Annotated in this window: 13 protein-coding genes; 1 reads left to right on the forward strand and 12 read right to left on the reverse strand. The window is 43.6% G+C overall.

Features of this window, described 5'->3' with window-relative positions; genetic code table 11:
* Window positions 1-2007, forward strand: a 2007-nt coding sequence (locus B3L97_RS05695; RefSeq protein ID WP_286934516.1) for a transglycosylase domain-containing protein, incomplete at its 5' end; no start/stop codon positions are given.
* 104 nt (window positions 2008-2111) lie between these two features.
* Here the strand turns inward: B3L97_RS05695 and ppsA are convergent.
* From ppsA to B3L97_RS05755, 12 genes are all read right to left on the reverse strand, one after another.
* The gene (gene ppsA, locus B3L97_RS05700; protein WP_286934519.1) at window positions 2112-4484 is read right to left on the reverse strand and encodes a phosphoenolpyruvate synthase; all 2373 of its coding nucleotides are present in this window, start codon (window positions 4482-4484) and stop codon (window positions 2112-2114) included.
* 17 nt (window positions 4485-4501) lie between these two features.
* Window positions 4502-7168: a pyruvate, phosphate dikinase gene (gene ppdK, locus B3L97_RS05705; protein ID WP_286846283.1), complete on the reverse strand. Its 2667-nt coding sequence runs from the start codon at window positions 7166-7168 to the stop codon at window positions 4502-4504.
* A 33-nt stretch (window positions 7169-7201) separates the two neighbouring features.
* Window positions 7202-8017, reverse strand: coding sequence for a pyruvate, water dikinase regulatory protein (locus B3L97_RS05710; RefSeq protein WP_024822419.1), 816 nt, complete (start codon window positions 8015-8017; stop codon window positions 7202-7204).
* A 3-nt stretch (window positions 8018-8020) separates the two neighbouring features.
* A complete protein-coding gene (locus B3L97_RS05715; protein ID WP_024822420.1) occupies window positions 8021-8824 on the reverse strand; it encodes a pyruvate, water dikinase regulatory protein in 804 nt (267 codons plus the stop codon).
* A 10-nt stretch (window positions 8825-8834) separates the two neighbouring features.
* Window positions 8835-10904: a glycine--tRNA ligase subunit beta gene (gene glyS, locus B3L97_RS05720; RefSeq protein ID WP_286934521.1), complete on the reverse strand. Its 2070-nt coding sequence runs from the start codon at window positions 10902-10904 to the stop codon at window positions 8835-8837.
* A gap of 23 nt (window positions 10905-10927) precedes the next feature.
* A complete protein-coding gene (locus B3L97_RS05725) occupies window positions 10928-11806 on the reverse strand; it encodes a glycine--tRNA ligase subunit alpha (protein ID WP_024822422.1) in 879 nt (292 codons plus the stop codon).
* 24 nt (window positions 11807-11830) lie between these two features.
* Window positions 11831-12604: a DNA repair protein RecO gene (gene recO / locus B3L97_RS05730; RefSeq protein WP_286846286.1), complete on the reverse strand. Its 774-nt coding sequence runs from the start codon at window positions 12602-12604 to the stop codon at window positions 11831-11833.
* Window positions 12570-13496 (reverse strand): GTPase Era, encoded by a 927-nt coding sequence (gene era, locus B3L97_RS05735; RefSeq protein ID WP_286846287.1) that lies wholly within the window; start codon window positions 13494-13496, stop codon window positions 12570-12572. The genes recO and era overlap by 35 nt, the downstream gene beginning before the upstream one ends.
* A complete protein-coding gene (locus B3L97_RS05740) occupies window positions 13493-13942 on the reverse strand; it encodes a cytidine deaminase (protein WP_286846288.1) in 450 nt (149 codons plus the stop codon). Before B3L97_RS05740 ends, era begins: the two co-directional genes overlap by 4 nt.
* Window positions 13923-15203 (reverse strand): hemolysin family protein, encoded by a 1281-nt coding sequence (locus B3L97_RS05745; RefSeq protein WP_286934523.1) that lies wholly within the window; start codon window positions 15201-15203, stop codon window positions 13923-13925. The genes B3L97_RS05740 and B3L97_RS05745 overlap by 20 nt, the downstream gene beginning before the upstream one ends.
* Window positions 15203-15745, reverse strand: a complete 543-nt coding sequence (gene ybeY, locus B3L97_RS05750; RefSeq protein WP_286934525.1) for an rRNA maturation RNase YbeY — start codon at window positions 15743-15745, stop codon at window positions 15203-15205. The genes B3L97_RS05745 and ybeY overlap by 1 nt, the downstream gene beginning before the upstream one ends.
* Before the next feature lie 3 nt (window positions 15746-15748).
* On the reverse strand, window positions 15749-17299 hold a 1551-nt coding region (locus tag B3L97_RS05755), incomplete at its 5' end, for an HDIG domain-containing metalloprotein (protein ID WP_286934527.1).

Here is a 17299-nt window from a genome sequence, read left to right on the forward strand (position 1 = left end):
ACTTTGGCTGCTGAAGATTCTTCTTTTTATCAGCATAGTGGGATTCGGCTGTCTGCCATTATTCGTGCTTTGCTTGTAGATGTAACCCATCGCGGAGCTCGACAGGGAGGAAGTACCATTACACAGCAACTTGCTCGTAATCTTTTCCTCTCTCAGGAAAAAACAATTGAGAGGAAGGCAAAAGAAATTATTCTTGCTGTCAGGGTTGAGCAATTATTTTCCAAAGATAAAATTCTTGAGATGTATTTGAACACCATCTATTTCGGCCACGGTGCTTGGGGAGTAGAGACTGCTTCTCGTACTTATTTCGGGAAAGATGCCAAAGATTTATCTCTTCCTGAAGCCTCCATGTTAGCTGGATTGATAGCTGCACCTGAACGATATAGCCCCTTAAATAACATGGGAAATGCGAAGGTTCGCCAAGGGTATGTTCTTGACCGTCTTGTTTCTTTAGGTTGGATCAACGAAGAGACTAAACAAACTGCTTTTAAAGAAGAAGTTACATTAAAACATGTTCCTAATAAGGTTACAGAATACAATAAAGCTCCTTACTTTATTGCTCATCTACTCTTCAACTATCTCCTTCCTAAATACGGAGCGGATCTTGTCTATAGTGGTGGCATGGAAATTCATACAACTCTCGATTTGGATCTCCAGGAAAAAGCCGATATAGTTGTGAAAAAGCTAAAAAGCCAGGGGGCCTTGGTGGCTATTGATCCCTTTACGGGAGAAATTTTAGCTATGACTGGCGGGAAAGATTTTGCTGAAAGTAAATTCAATAGGGTGACTCAAGCATATCGACAACCAGGGTCTTCCTTCAAACCTATAGTATATGCAGCAGCTTTAGAAAGGGGAATTTTACCTACAGACCATTTTTTGGACGCTCCCCTTTCATATGATATTCCGGGAGAAGAACCCAAAACATGGGAACCAGGGAATTATAGTAAAAAATTTAGCGGAGAAGTAACAGTAATTGATGCTTTAAATCATTCATATAATACTGTCGTCGTCCGCGCGGCTGACATTATAGGAGTTAACTCGGTAATAACAACCGCTCGTAGTATGGGGATCGTCACTCCCTATCTGCCTCGAGACCTTTCCGTAGCATTGGGAACAGCGAGTGTTACTCCTATAGAAATGGCAGTAGCATATTCCACCTTTGAAAATGGTGGGAAAGTCGTCTCCCCTCTTATGATTCGGGAAATTCGCTCGAGCAACGGAGAAATTTTAGAGCATCATACTCCTGAGATTCGAGACGGCATTTCTCCAGTTACATCTGTTGTCATTCGTTCTCTGATGATGGATGCTGTACGTGCGGGGACAGGGCGCAGAGCAGCAGTCCCCGGATGGGAAACTTTTGGCAAGACTGGTACTACTAACGAATATAGCGATGCGTGGTTCACCGGAGGAATTCCTGGCCTTGTAGCAGTAGTATATGCTGGAAATGATGATCATAAACCTCTGGGGCGGAATGCCACAGGTGGAGTTATTGCGGCCCCTATATGGAAAGAATTTATGATAACAGCTGCTCAAGCCCTTCATCTGCCTCAAGCCTTTGAGGTTCCTGAAGATCTTCCTGTAGATAGAGTACAAGTTTGTAGACAGTCGGGCTTTATTGCGACTCCTAACTGTACCTCCGTCGCTACTATATTTATGCCTAGAGGGACAGCACCTACGAGTACATGTCCTCTCCATGGAGGAGATTTGTTTGCGGGCCAAGATGATCCTCAATCTCCTAAGCTCTACCTTCTTCCACAAGATGAAAGACATTATTACGATTATGCCAACTTCCCCCACGGGACATCCTCGCCTTCCATACCAGGACTGGAAAGTGGGGAGACATCCTCTCCTGTAAAAATTCAACCTCAACAACATCATAAAGCGGCCAGTGAGTCGGATGTTCCTGTAGAACCAGTTAAACCATATGCGAACGATCCAAGTCCGGCACAGACTATAGAAGATCGATATCAACAGCTCTTAAAACAATATGGGATTTCTAACAACTAAATATTTAAGCAAGAAAGAAGGGGCGACATAGAGAAATATGTCGCCCCTTCTTTCTTGCTTTTTATTTCTTGCTTTTTATTCAGATAAAAGATTTTCTATCTTTTTTAGTCCTTCTCGCGAATGCTGTGCAATATAATTCGTTGCTCCACTCCAGCAACAAGTTTACGAGTATATGCCACTGTGTCAGGATTGACGCTCATGCTATCTATGCCTTCCCGCACCAAAAACTCTGCAAAATCTGGATAGAGAGAGGGTCCTTGCCCACAGATAGAGCATGTTTTACCATATTTATGCGCTGCTTGAATTAATATCCGAATAGCACGTTGTACCGCAATATTCCGTTCATCAAAGTATCCCATATTATTTAAAATACCAGAGTCTCTGTCGACTCCCATAACAAGCTGGGTAAGATCGTTGCTTCCAATACTGAATCCATCCACCATTTGAGCAAATTCTTCCGCAGCAAAGACAACAGACGGTACTTCTGCCATAATCCATAGCTTGAAAGAAGAACTCCGTTTAAGGCCTTCTGGCTCAAGAATGTCCATCACTCGCTCAAGCTCCCATGTGGTACGTACAAAGGGAAGCATCATCCACACGTTAATGAGACCGTATTCTTCTCGAACTTTTCGAATGGCTTGACATTCAAGTCTAAAGCCAGCCTCATATTCAGGAGAAATATACCTGGAAACCCCTCTCCAGCCAATCATAGGGTTATTCTCTACCGGCTCTACTTCATCGCCGCCTTTAAGTCCTCTAAACTCATTCGTTCTAAAATCGCTCATACGAACGACGATAGGGCGAGGATAAATAGCCTGTGCAACAGTCGTAATGCCCTCTGACATCTTGTCTACCAATAGTTTCCCCTGGCCAGTCTTTACCAAATACATAGGATGGATACCCACCATATTCGTAAAGATAAACTCTGTACGCATTAACCCAATACCATCGAAAGGCAATTTCTTATAGCGATCGATAATAGATGGTTCTCCCAAGTTCATATATATCTTCGTACCTGTAATAGGAGCCATCTGGTAAACTAAATCATCTATTGGCAACGAAGCCTGGGCAACTTGAGCACTCACAGTTTCTTCCTTCTTCTCTGGAACAACATCGCCCTCGAAAACAACGCCACGGGTAGCATCTACTGTAACAACCATATTATCTGTTAACGTTTCTGTCCCATTTTTTGTTCCCACAATGCATGGGATTCCCAACTCGCGGGAAACAATAGCAGCGTGACATGTTCTTCCGCCTTCATCGGTGACAACGGCTGCAGCCTTTCTCATAGCCGGAACCATATCAGGGTTTGTCATGCCAGTAACAAGAATATCTCCATCTTTAACTCGAGAAATTTCATTAATATCTTTAATCGAAATAACTTTACCAGCAGCGATACCTGGAGATGCCGCAAGGCCTCGAGCAAGGACATTGAGCTTTGTTTCTTTCGAAGAGGTTTTTTCTTCCATAACAGTCTCTCCCTCTTTTAATGTAGTAACAGGACGAGCCTGAAGGATATATAGCTCTCCTGTATCCTTATCGAGCGCCCATTCTATATCCTGAGGGCTTTGATATATTTCTTCAATTTTTTTACCGGCTTTACCTAAAGTAATAATTTCCATATCAGAGAGACATTGTATCTTGACCTTGTCTGGCCCTAAATACTCTTTTACCGCCACCTTGACAGTCCCTATCCCATTTTTTTTCTCCACTATCATGGTGTTTTTCTCTGCAATATTTTTCTCTACAACATCCAAATGATCTTTATCGAGAATAAATTCATCGGGAGTCACAATACCAGAAACCACAGCCTCTCCTAACCCCCAACTTGCATTAATCATAAGTTGGCTTCGATCGTTCGTCACGGGATTGGCTGTGAACATAACTCCCGATTTCTGACTCTGTACCATTTTTTGTACAACAGCGCTCAGCGCCACTTCAAAATGGTTGAAATCTTGTTTCTCTCGATAGTACGTAGCTCGGGCTGTCCATAGAGAAGCCCAGCACATCTGCACGTGTTTTAAAACTTCGTCAGCACCTCGAATATGAAGATACGTATCCTGTTGCCCAGCAAAAGATGCATCGGGAAGATCTTCCGCCGTAGCAGAACTTCTTACAGCAACACGAATGTTCTCAGTGCCCAGTTTTTTACATAAAAGAAGATATGCGTCCTGAACTTCTTTGCTGATCTCGTCAGGCACAGATGCATCCATAATCATGTCTCTAACGAGGGCACATTTGTTCGCTAGCTCATCTGTGTCTTCATAATTGATCCCATGGATCGTCTTTTCGATTGCCGCTCCCAGCCCAGAGATTTTTATAAAATCCCGGTACGCCCCGGCAGTTACACAGAACCCTGGGGGTACAGCCACTCCGTTCTGGGTTAACTCACCTAAATTAGCCCCTTTTCCTCCTACCAGTGGTATATCGTTTCGATTAATCTCGGAAAACCACTTGATATACCTATACGTTCCCATATCTCACTGCCTCCTCGTTAATTAGTGAAGCCCAGTGCGGCTTGAGCAGCTGCCAGCCTAGCGACTGGTATCCTAAAAGGCGAACAACTTACATAGTCAAGACCAAGAGCATGACAAAAAGCAATACTTTCTGGGTTTCCGCCATGTTCGCCACAAATGCCCAAAGATATATTTTGCCGAGTTTTTCTGGCTTTATCCACACAAAAATGCATCATTTCACCGACCCCTTCCCGATCAAGAATATGGAAGGGGTTTTCAGTAAGCAACTCCTTCTCTAGATATGCTCCTAAAAACTTAGATTCTGCGTCATCTCTAGAGTAGGCAAATACTGCCTGCGTTAAATCATTTGTTCCAAAGCTGAAGAAATCTGCATAAAGCACTATTTTTTCGGTAATAAGAATAGCACGAGGAACCTCAATCATACTCCCTACTTTGTAGTCAATGGAAGCACCTGTACTCTTATAGTACTCTTGGGCTATTCTGTCTACCGTATGTCGGAAAAATTCCATTTCTCCAGATATCCCTACTAAAGGTATCATGATTTCAGGAATAACTGTAACACCGTTTTTTTGTGCTTCTATGGCAGCCTCCAGAATAGCTCGTATCTGCATTTCATAAATTTCTGGGTAGATAATCCCTACACGACAACCACGAAACCCCATCATGGGGTTCACTTCTTTAAGGGATTCGATCTTTTTCAACATATCGATAAGCTCTTCCTCCCGAGATAGCCTCTCTTTCTCTTCCATATCCGTTGGAAGTTCCAAAATTCTTTTTTTTATATCTCCTTCCTTGGGGAGGAATTCGTGAAGAGGGGGGTCAAGGAGGCGAATAATAACTGGGTAACCGTCCATTTCTGTAAAAATAGCACGGAAATCTTCCTTCTGCATAGCCTTCAAAAGTTCCAGGTCTGATAAACGTTTTTCCCTGCTTTCAGCTACGATCATACGTTCCATAATAGGCAAGCGTTCTTGAGACATAAACATATGTTCCGTTCTGCATAAGCCAATGCCCTTAGCTCCAAATTCTCTCGCTCGCTTTGCATCAAGAGGGGTATCGGCATTTGCCCATACCTGAAGAGAAGCCACATTATCGGCCCATTGCAGCATCTCCGAAAATTCTGCGGTTATCTGAGCATCTACAAGAGGGACATCGCCTAAAAGAACTCTTCCATAACTACCATCAACAGTAATAAAATCTCCTGCCGACAAAACAATATCACCTTTTTGAAGAATTCCCTGCTCTATATTTATAGATAGAGACTCGCAGCCAGTTACACAGGGCTTACCCATACCACGAGCAACTACAGCAGCATGGCTCGTCATGCCTCCCCTACTTGTAACAACCGCCTCGGCTACTGCAAGTCCATGAATATCGTCTGGGCTCGTTTCTGGCCGAACCAAAACAACTTTTTGCCCCTCTGCCGTCAAACGAACAGCTTCGTCTGGAGTAAAGGTTATAATTCCCTTCCCAGCCCCTGGAGAGGCTGGGAGACCTTCTGCTAATAAAGAAACATGAACATCTGAAGGAACTTGTTTATGCAATAGGAGTTCTGCATCTCGAGGAGTTACCCTTTTAAGAGCTTCCTGTCGGTTAATTATCCGTCCCTTTACCATATCATGGGCTATCTTCACCGCTGCCGCAGCAGATCTTTTACCTTCCCGTGTTTGGAGGATATAAAGCTTGCGATTCTCAATCGTAAATTCCACGTCTTGCATATCTTTATAGTAATTTTCAAGGGAATGGGCAACACCTAGCAACTCTTCATGCATGTCAGGCATTACATAGCGGAGCTCAGAAATAGGAAGGGGAGTTCTAACACCAGCAACAACATCTTCTCCCTGTGCATTGATAAGAAATTCTCCATAAAGGTCAGGGCAACCATTAGAAGGGTTTCGCGTAAAACAAACGCCTGTCCCACACTGTTCCCCTAAATTGCCAAATACCATCGAAACCACATTCACAGCTGTACCGAGAGTATGAGGAATGCTATTCAATTCCCGATATGTAATAGCCCGAGAAGAGTTCCAACTTCTAAAGACAGCAGCTATAGCCTGCCGCAACTGCTCCCACGGATCTTGAGGGAAAGGTTCACCCACCTTCGTTTCATAAATAGCAAGAAAAGCAGAAACAACACTTCTCATGCCGTCCGTTGAAATTTCATAATCAAATTGAATTTTTTCTCTTGCCTTAACTTCTGCGAGAATCTCTTCAAAAGAGGCAGAATCAAGACCTTTAACAACTTCTGCATACATCTGGATAAAACGACGGTAACTATCAAAGGCAAATCGTTCATTTTGAGAAGCATGACTTAAAAGAGGCAAGGTTTCACTGTTAAGCCCCAAATTGAGGATCGTATCCATCATTCCTGGCATAGATACAGGGGCCCCCGATCGAACAGAGACAAGGAGGGGGAAAGGGCCTTTCCCCCATTTTTTACCGGTTTTTACTTCCAAGCGAGAAAGTGCTTCGCGAATTGAGGGCCAAATGTCTTCTAAAAGTTTTTCACCCTCTTGGAGATAGGAAAGACACGCTTGAGTAGTAATAATAAATCCTGGGGGGACACGAAGACCGTTTCGAACCATTTGAGCAAGGTTCGCTCCCTTCCCCCCCAGGAGATTTGTCATGGCCGCATCGCCTTCTTCGAAGTCGTACACAAACTTCCTTTTAACTTCGTCTCTCATGGCTCACCCCTCCTCTTAATTTCTGGAAGGAGCTCAACGTCTGAAATAAGCCAGAATTTCCTGAGCCGTTTCTTCGAGAGCGCGATCGGTGACATTAAAAACTCGCACTCCGAGAGAAGACATGATGGTTTGAGCGTATTGAAGCTCATCGTAAACTTTACTTTTTTCTGTATAGTCTGACTCTCCAGGATCAAGCCCCAACATGGACAAACGCTTTACTCGAATATCAACAAGATTTTCTGCATCTATAGTCAAACCAATGATCCGAGATGAATCTATTTTAAACAGCTCCTCGGGAGGAGCAAGACTTGGTATAAGAGGGATGTTCGCTGTTTTTAATCCCTTGTGGGCCAAATACATAGAAAGAGGCGTTTTACATGTTCTGGAAACACCAATTAACACGATATCTGCCTCTGGAAGAAGGTTCGTATTGCTGCCATCATCGCAATTTATAGTAAACTCTACAGCTTTTACTCTTTTAAAATACTCTTCGTCCATAACATGGGACAAGCCTGGCTTTTCTAAGGGTTTTTTGTTCAAAATCCCAGAAAGTACATTGAGTAGCGGCCCAAAAATATCAATAACATCGATATCCATAGCATTCGCATTCTCTATAAGCCAATGGCGAACAGATGTATCCACAAGGGTACAAATAACAATAGCTTGATTTTCAACCGCTTCATTCATTATCATCTGTGCCTTATCGATATTATTCACATATCGGAAACGCCGGATATTAACACTTTCCGGGTTGAACTGACTCGAAGCAGCCCGAGCAACAGCTTCCACTGTCTCCCCTGTAAAGTCTGAAACGACAAATACGTTAATAAGTTTTTTTTCTGTCGTCATATCCTAACCCCGCAACAAATCCATGATCTCTTGAGCATTTTCTTCCACAGCTCTACCCGTTACATCAAAAACTTTGCACCCAAGCTTATTCATAATTTGTTGAGCGTACTCCAATTCCCGCTTAACCCGCTCTTTATTAGCATAAGCTGACATGGCTGGATCTAGACCGAGAAGTTTCAGACGCTCTTCTCGAATCTGGATCAGTTTTTCAGGGTCTATGACAAGTCCAACTAGACGTTCTCGGGGGACAGAGTACAGTTCCTCCGGTGGGTCAACTTCCGGTATCAAAGGGACATTCGCCACCCTATACCCCCGATTTGCAATATACATAGATAAAGGAGTTTTCCCCGTACGTGACACTCCTAGAATTACAAGTTCCGCTAGAGGAAGAGCGGAAGGATTTCGCCCATCGTCACATTGAATAGCAAATTCTACAGCTTTAACGCGTCGAAAATATTCTTCATCCATGCGACGATTAAGGCCGGGATATCCCACTGGAGATTCTTCCAATCTAATCTCGAGCAGCTCTAAAATAGGGCCGAGCAGATCAACAAAAGGGACCCCCAGCTTTTGAGCTCTAAGGGCCATATATCTTCGAAGCTCTCTGTTTACTAGAGTACAAACAATGACCGGACGAGCTAACGCTGCCTTTTGTAATATGTCTTTTGCTTTTTCTTCCGAATCCACGTCTCGAAACCGCGTAACTTGACTAAAAGCAGATTCAAACTGACTCATCGCCGCATGAGCAACATGCTCAGCAGTCTCCCCTGTAGAATCCGAAACAATAAAAAGAGACAAGGAACTCACTTCCTACCTCCTAGCATTTGAGGGTCCCCAAATCGCCTACTTTTCTGAAAAGCTTATTGCAACAGGAAAGAAGCGCAAGACGATTTCGGCGTACGGATATGTCTTCATCCATAATCAATACGTCATCGAAGAAAGAAGTAATGCAGGGCGACAGCTTTGCAAGAAGAACCATAAGCTCATCCCAATCATATCGAGACAAGGTTTTTTCCACATGTTCCGTCGTTTCCCTTATTTCGTCGAAAAGTCTTCCTTCTGCCTCTTTCTGGAAGAACGCTGGAGAAACTTCTGTGGAAATATCCGCCACTTCAGCTTTTGAGAGAATATTTCTTACCCTTACTGCGGCTGTTATGAGCTCTTCAAACCACGACTCCGCCTTAACTTTGTCGAGAGCACCTAAAAGGCGCAACACTTGCAGAGGTTGCTTCCCAATAACTGATATAGCTAGTGAAACAATATCATGATCGAAACCTTTTTCTTTAAGCTGCACATGGAGGCGCTGCTCGTAAAAACTCCAGACTTGATCCAAAATGTCCGAAGATACATCTGCCACTTCTCCAGCCTTACGGAAAAGATCCTGCATATCCACATCTAACTCAGTTCCCCATATAATTTCATTAATACATCGAGCCGCTCGCCGTAAAGCATAGGGATCCTGGGAACCCGTAGGTTGCAAACCTGCCTTATGACAGCTTACAATGATGTATCCTCGCTCTGCAAGACCCAGAATAGCCCCTACGCTATCGGAAGGAACTTTATCTCCGGCAAAGCCAGGAAGATATTGCTCATAAATTCCCAGAGCTACTCGCTGTGGTTCGCCATTCCGAAGGGCATATTCTCTTCCCATAACCCCCTGAAGCTCAGGAAATTCGTAAACCATATTTGTAAGAAGATCGCTTTTGGAGAGAGAAGCCGCACGTTCCACTAATTTTACAATATCTGAAAGGCCTAAGACATGACAGAGATTCACAGCCAATTTTTGGGTTGCTTTCACTTTATCGTATAAGGAACCGATTTTCTCTTGGTAAAGGATGTTCTTAAGTTCATCGATTCGAGCAGCAAGAGGCTTCTTTAAATCTTCTTTCCAGAAAAAAGCCGCATCTTCTAAACGAGCCCTTAAAACTCGTTCATTTCCCTCTCGAACAACCCCCATATTCGTCGCTCTGTTGTTGCTCACTCCTACAAAGCAAGGCATAAGTTTCCCAGATTCGCTTCGTACCGGGAAATATTTCTGATGTTTCTTCATGCTCGTGGTCAACACTTCTTCAGGGATCTCGAGATATTTCTTATCGAAGGTTCCATAGAACGGGACAGGGTACTCGACCAAGTAAAGATTCTCTTCAACAAGTTCAGGATCTAATTCTACTTTCCCGCCCATTTCCTTCTCTAGAGCTGTGATGCCAGAGATCATTTTCTGTCGGCGTTTCTCCTGATCCACAATAACGTAGTTATCATAAAGCCTCTCCATAAACTCGGCAGCATCATCTATATCGAGATTTCGGGCCCCCATAAAGCGATGACCTCGCGTTGTCCTACCACTTTCTATATCCCCATAAACAAAAGGGACCACTTCTACGTCTAGGAGTGCGACAATCCAACGAATTGGCCTTGCAAACTTAATAGATGAATCCACCCAATACATGTTTTTAGGGAAAACCAATTTACGAATTATAGCCGGGAGTATCTCAGGAAAAAGATCTCGCACAGGATTGCCCACTTCAGATACGACAGCAAAGGCATAACGAACTCCATCCACTTCTTTAGGGACGAGATTTTCATAGCCAACGCCTTTGCTTTTAGCAAACCCCAAAGCAGCTTTTGTGGGGTTTCCATTCGCATCAAAAGCAGAATCCCATGTGGGACCTTTATATGTCATAACTTTATCTTCCTGTTTCTCTTCCACATCCCGTATGACGAGGGCGATCCTTCTCGGCGTTCCATAAGCCGCGACTCTGCCATGTATAATTCTGGCAGCCACCATTTCTTCTTCTGCATAACGAACAATATTCGATAAAGCCTCTGGAAGAAAACGAGACGGGATCTCCTCTGTTCCTATTTCAAGCAATAAATTTTTATACGCCATGGACAACGTCACCTCTTCCTGGGCTATCTGGGAAATTTATCCATAAAAGGATAGCCCATTTCTTTCCTTCGTTCCACGTAACTTGCACAACAACGACTCGCTAAGTTGCGAATTCTCGAGATATAACCAGTTCGCTCGGTAACACTAATGGCATTTCTGGCATCAAGGAGATTAAATGTATGAGAACATTTCAAGACATAATCATATGCTGGTAACGCATATCCCGTTTCAAGGATATGGAGAGCCTCTGCTTCGTACATATTAAAAAGGGTGAAGAGCATATCCGTGTCAGCTATTTCAAAGTTATAGTGAGAGTACTCCACCTCACCTTGGTGGTGAACATTCCCGTAAGATACATCATTGTTCCAAGATAAATCATAAACATTTTCTACTTTCTGAACAAACATGGCAATTCGTTCAATACCATAAGTAATCTCAGAAGGAACAAGTTCCATATCAATTCCGCCTACTTGCTGAAAATAAGTAAACTGCGTTACTTCCATACCATCAAGCCAAACTTCCCATCCCAACCCCCAGGCCCCCACTGTGGGAGATTCCCAATCATCTTCCACAAATCGAATATCATGATCTTGAGGGTCAATGCCTATGGCCGCAAGACTATCTAAATATATTTCCTGTATACTTGCCGGCGCCGGCTGAAGTATAACCTGATATTGATAATAATGCTGGAGACGGTTAGGGTTCTCCCCATATCTACCATCTGCTGGCCTTCTTGAAGGTTCTACATATGCCACACGCCAAGGCTCCGGTCCTAAAACACGCAATGCCGTTGCGGGATTCATGGTTCCGGCACCTACTTCTATATCGTAAGGCTGTTGGATAATGCATCCTTGTTCCGCCCAAAATCGTTCAAGACGAAAAATAATCTCTTGAAAATTCACGAAAAAACCCTCCCTCGTTTCGATTTAACGACTTCTATCGAGAATCAGTTTTAAACGGTCGGATTGGGCTCGCCAAAACTCGGCATCAAAGCCAGTACGACCAGCTATTTGAGAAAAAAAAAGAATGAAACGACGACGATCCATTAAAGCCGCCGCTTCCAACATAAGCCGTTCCTGTTTTGACAGGATAAGACCGTGAAGGTCATTATAACAAGACGAACACAAGAACCCTGTTTCTGACCATTGCACCTCAGAAGTCAAAGGGGTGCCACACTTCTCACAACTATGAAGATCTGGAGCCTCCCCTCGAGAATGAAGCCAGCGCCATAAAAAACGCCAAGAAAGGGGAGGAGGATCCCCTCCTTCGCACAAGGTACGCATAGACCAATAAAAAAGAGCTAAAACATTGTCTTCTGCTATGCCTAAGCATGTATAACGAATAATAAGCTTATCCCATTCAAGGGCTACTAAAAGGAGATGAGGGTCTAAACGAAGTTTCCACATGTCATCTTTAATGTCTATGGACTTGAGATATAGCCTTTTAGGCCCCTTATAGAGATCAAACACACTCCAGCAAAGAGGTTCTGTACCTCCGCCAAAACGAACCCTGCCCCGAGCTGAACCAGGCGCCTGAATCCATATTGGGCCGATCCCTTTAAGCAGAAGGTACAAAGACATGTTCCCCTCGGCATCTAGATTGCGTCGAAGAACAACTCCAGAACTGCGGACTGGCCCTTGAGATAAAAAATCCACGATGATTCTATCACCTTCCAATGTATCCCATTCTCCGGAGTTCACTTTCGGACTGACGCCACCCCGGCCTGACTTTTACCCACAAATCCAAAAAAACTTTATGGCCCAGCATATTCTCTATATCAATACGGGCTCGCCGCCCAATCTCTTTTATTTTACGCCCTTTTTCACCAATAAGGATAGCCTTCTGCCCTTCGCGCTCTACTACAAGATTTGCTCGTATATAGAGAGTCTTTCGATCAGGATACTCATCTGGGCTTTTATATTCTTCAATCTCTACCGCCACCGAGTGAGGAACTTCTTCCTGAGTGAGGCGCAAAACTTTCTCTCTAATGATTTCACCCGCCAAAAAACGCTCAGGTTGATCCGTTATAGATTCTTCGTCATACCAAGGGCAACCTTCTGGGAGCTTCTCTTTTAAAGATGCTATCAACCTCTCCAAGTTATAGCCAGTCTTCGCTGAAACTCCTATAGTTGCAACAAAAGATAGATATTGGCTGTAAAGAGAAATAACCTGTGGAACACGATCCTTTCCTCCTCGTATTCCATCTATTTTGTTGACTACTAAGATGATAGGAGTAGACGTGGACTGAAGAATATTTATAATCCTTTCGTCCTCCACAGAAATATTGCTATCACTGGCCTCCACTACGTAAAGGATTAGATCCGCATTTTCCAACGCTCGTTCTGCTGCGGCAACTATAGCTTCACCTAGTTTATGTCTAGGCTTATGGATCCCCGGCGTATCTGTAAAAATAACCTGTAATCCAGGAGCATTGTAAAAACCTCGTACTTGGTTCCTCGTAGTCTGGGGCTTTTGAGAAACAATGGAGACCTTAAAAGAAAGCAGCGCATTCATTAAGGAAGACTTCCCCACATTAGGACGCCCCACCAGTGGGACAATCCCAAATTTAAAATTCTTAAACTCATCTATCATTTATCTTTAAATCCCTTCCTGCTGAACGCATGTGGAAGCAACATACGAAGAGGAAGAATCTCCCAACCTTTTTCCCCATCTTCCACCAAAACGAGTAGATCTGGATTAAATTCCCATAAAACCTGTCGACATGCACCACAGGGGTAACAAGGTTCTCCCTCTTTTCCCACTATGGCAATAACCAAAGGATCTTTTAATCCAGAAACTACCATATTCCCTATAGTATTTCGCTCGGCACACACAGTAAGGCCAAGAGATGCATTTTCTACATTACAACCTATTACCACTTCATCATCTACACTGAGAAGCGCTGCACCCACAGGAAAGTGGGAATAGGGACTATAGGATCGAAGCTGAGCATTGCGAGCCGCCTGTAGCAAAAATTCAGGGGTCACATTATGAGAAGGCCACGGGGTCGCAAGATCATTATTCTTCATCTTCTTCATCTCGAAGCACCTCATGAAATCGTAAAAGTTTAATTCGATGATCCTCCACATCGAGAACTTCTATCTCCCATTTCCCGTACTGGAAAATAGTTCCTTTTTCAGGGAAGCCTCCAGAGAGAGAGAGAACCAGACCTGCTACACTTTCTGCATCTTCCGACTCGAAAGTGTCACCGATAATCTCGCTTAAATCCTCTAAACTTACATTACCTTGCACCAAATAGTTCCCAGCAGTTTCGCTGAGAACCGGTGATGTTTCAGAGTCATATTCGTCTTGTATTTCTCCTACGATCTCTTCCAAAAGGTCTTCAAGTGTTACGAGACCTGCTGTACCACCATATTCATCAACAACGATAGCCATGTGGACATGTCTGATTTTCATAATGTTGAAAACTTCCACTATGCGCATGGTCTCTGGCACAAAAAGAGCTTCTCGCTGAAGTTTAGAAACAACGACCTCCACGTCACCTGACGCGAGATAAGGTATTGTATCTTTCACATACAGTATTCCCACTATATCATCAAGGCTTTCGTCATATACAGGGACTCTGGAGTGTCCGTGCTCCTGAAAAATCGTAACTGAATCTCTAATAGTTGCATCGCTGGCTATAGCATTCATATCCGTCCTCGGAATCATAATTTCATAAACTCGTGTCTCTTCAAAGGAAATAATCCCGTGGATCATTTTCCGCTCAACAGCTTCAAGAGCCCCCGAAGCCTCTCCGATGTTAACCATTTGCTCAATTTCCTCTCTGGTCACAAAGGTATGCTGCGCCTTAAGATCTACTCCGACAAGGATTCCGAGGAAACGAACAAATTGGTTCATTGTCCAGATAAAAGGGGCAAAAAGGAAACCTAAAAAACGAAGGATGGGCAGGGTTATAATCAAGATTGGCTCAGACCTGACTATAGCAATGCTTTTAGGTAATATCTCCCCGAATACAACAATCACAATTGTCATAATAATAACAGCCCAAAAGACACTCTTATGCCCGAAGAGAAGAATGGCAAGAGATGTAGCTACTGCGCTCGCAGCTATGTTAACCAAATTATTTGAAACAAGAGTAATAGTAAGGGCTCGTTGAACATCGCCAACAAGCCACTGTAAAAACCTCCGTTGATAGGGATGACGTTCCTGTAAAGCTAGTAACTTTCCTCTTCCTGATGATGTTATGGCCGTCTCCGCGCTACTAAAAAAAGCAGAGAGCAGCAATAGGAAAAAAAGAAACATAAATATCCGTATTACAGAGACCGGAATATCCACTATCGAGTCACCTCTCCACCAAGCGAGGGAGATTGATGTGACTTTTTCTCATCTAAAAGCCATTCTTTACAAATTGCAGACTGGAGAAGCCACATTTTTTGCTGTCTCTCCTCCGTATCGTGGTCCATTCCCAATAAGTGGAGGAAACCATGAGCAACCATAAGATAGAGTTCTTCTACGTAAGACGTTCCATTTTGATGAGCGTTTTCCCTCACCACATTTTCACAAATTAAAATATCGCCCAAAGGCAAAACATCCCAATCGCTAGGGGGAAGAAAAACTCCGTTTTGATCCTCCCACATAGGAAAAGAAAGGACATCTGTAGGCTCATCAATCCCTCGATATGTATAGTTTTTCTCCTGCATATCTGGAGCTGAAACAAAAGCTATAGATACTTCCGCCTCCTGATCGGTAAATTTGCCCGGAAACAAACGTTCAACGATTTCCCCTAACACATCTTCTCTGCCCTCTAATTTGTTGAGGGCGTTGGTACTTTCAGACTCTCCATCATCGAGACTCTCAAAAGATAAATGAACCTTCACGTGTTACTCCTCCTGTTTTTTTGAAGTTGTCTCCTCTTCTTCAGAGGATGGCTCTTCTTTGATCTCTTTTACTTTTCGGCCATGATACATAGATTGTAGAGCGTAGACAAGGGCTTCTCTAATCGTAGCTAATTCTTTCATCGTAAAGTCTACATCATCAAGCTGCCCTTCCGAAACTTTCGCTTCTACAACACCAGAAATTACTTTTTCTAGATCTTGTATCCCCGTAATATTCTTCCGATCGGCACGAACAGCCGCCTCCACCGAGTCGGCTAACATCAATAATCCCGTTTCTCGACAAGAAGGACGGGGGCCAGGATAGCAAAACTGCTCTCGGGGAAGTGTCTCACCTAAAACGATGGACTTCCTATGGAAATAAGCTAGACAGGTAGTTCCATGATGTTCGGCTATAAACTGACGCAGCTTCGCCGGTAAATGATACTCTTGAGCAATCTCCAACCCTTCTCGAACATGCGCGATGATAACAAGAGCAGAAAGAGAGGGCGTCAATTCATCGTGAACATTTTCTCCCTCCATCTGATTTTCAACAAAAAAATGAGGGCGACGCAACTTTCCTACATCATGATAGTACGCTCCAGCACGTATCAAATAGGTATTCATACCAAGACGATCCGCAGCTGCTTCTGCAAGAGTTCCCACCATAAGAGAGTGATGATACGTTCCCGGTGCCTCTATTTGTAGTTTTTTCAAAAGAGGCTGGGTTGGGTATGAGAGCTCCATGAGCCGGAGAGGGGACATAATATCAAAGAAATTTTCCCACACAGGTAAAAAGGCGATGACAACAACGCCCCAAAAAGCTTCACCTAAACAAGCATATAAAAAGACCTGCCATGAAAGATTCATAGCCATGCCCCATCGAACTACCATTCCTCCCAACACTGGAAAAAAACCGGCAACGACAAGCTGACGCCAAAGATGGCTTCGAGAATGAACATCTCTGAAAAAGAAGCGCCCTGTTACAGCCGCAACAAGTCCCATAGAGGCTACTAGCAAAATTTCAGACGTCGAAAAAGCTGCGGTAAGCACAGAAGCAATGATAGAAGCTCCGAAAACGACTTGGAAAGCAGGGATGAAGGGTAATACAAGATAAATCCATCCAGTCAAAACAACAATAGCTACACCTCGAGCCCCTAAAAGACTTGAGATATACTCTGCGAACCAATATCCTCCCACTATACAGGCCACAAAAACCTCATTTAGGTCAAAAGATCGTCTACTCCCAGAAGCTAAATCTGGAAGATACACCCAGAAAGGCCAACAAAAAATCAGCAAGAGAGACAGTATTAATATTTTCCACGGGAACCGTTGTTGAAGATATCCTTGTGAAAGCAATATACGCGCAAGCTGCGGAGTAATAACATTCCCTTTTTCCACAATCACATCGCCAACTTTTATAAATTGCTCCACCGGTTTGAGCCCTGCTGTAAAATCTTTTCTTAAGCTCTGAGTTAAATCTTTATCAAGCCGCACCGCTGGTTTAAGTATTTCCTCCAGAAGTTGATAGATAAGATTATTTTCAGCCATGGGCAAATC

The sequence above is a fragment of the Aminobacterium sp. UBA4834 genome (assembly GCF_002400205.1).
Lineage (GTDB): Bacteria > Synergistota > Synergistia > Synergistales > Aminobacteriaceae > Aminobacterium > Aminobacterium mobile.